At 55.2% G+C, this 504-nt stretch carries 1 protein-coding gene; it reads left to right on the top strand.

The window, feature by feature from the left end; genetic code table 11:
* The first annotated feature begins 148 nt into the window (after positions 1–148).
* On the top strand, positions 149–361 hold the full coding sequence (locus AC3IFE_RS01635; RefSeq protein ID WP_060190443.1) for a plasmid partition protein ParG: 213 nt from the start codon (positions 149–151) through the stop codon (positions 359–361).
* Positions 362–504 lie beyond the last annotated feature (143 nt).

Genomic DNA, 504 nt, shown 5'->3' with positions numbered 1-504 from the left:
TCACGCAGCGTGTGAGCTACCCTGGCACCGCGGCTGTCGGGACGACAGTCCTTGATACAGAGCCGACCGGCGACGCAGCTGCCGAAGTCAAAGCCTTAGTTGATGAACTGAAGGCCAAGCTCATTTGAGCTATTGAGGACATGAGTTGATGAGTAAGTTGAATTTGAGCGCTGGTCGCCCGAGCGCGACGAGAAATAAGGCGGCGACCCTCGCCAGTCTTGCAGAGGATGCTGGCTTGAAGCGGGTTAATTTCCAAGTTCCGCCCGAGCTGCATACGAAGCTGAAAATTTATGCCGCGCGCCACGGTAAGACGATCACCGAGGTTCTAACGGAGTACGTTGCGAACCTGCCTGATGAGTAAGTGAGTAAATCAGTAAATGCGTTTAAATCGTCGGACGCGGCCAGAAATTCGACCGCGTTCGACCATGTACGGCTCGTTCCGCACGCCTGAACCATTGCTCCAGACCCTGAATGCTGAAATCGCCTTTAGGGCTGGCGCGGCAT

Source organism: Burkholderia sp. APQ4-4ca (assembly GCF_057837105.1).
This window is presented reverse-complemented; position numbering and strand designations above follow the sequence as displayed.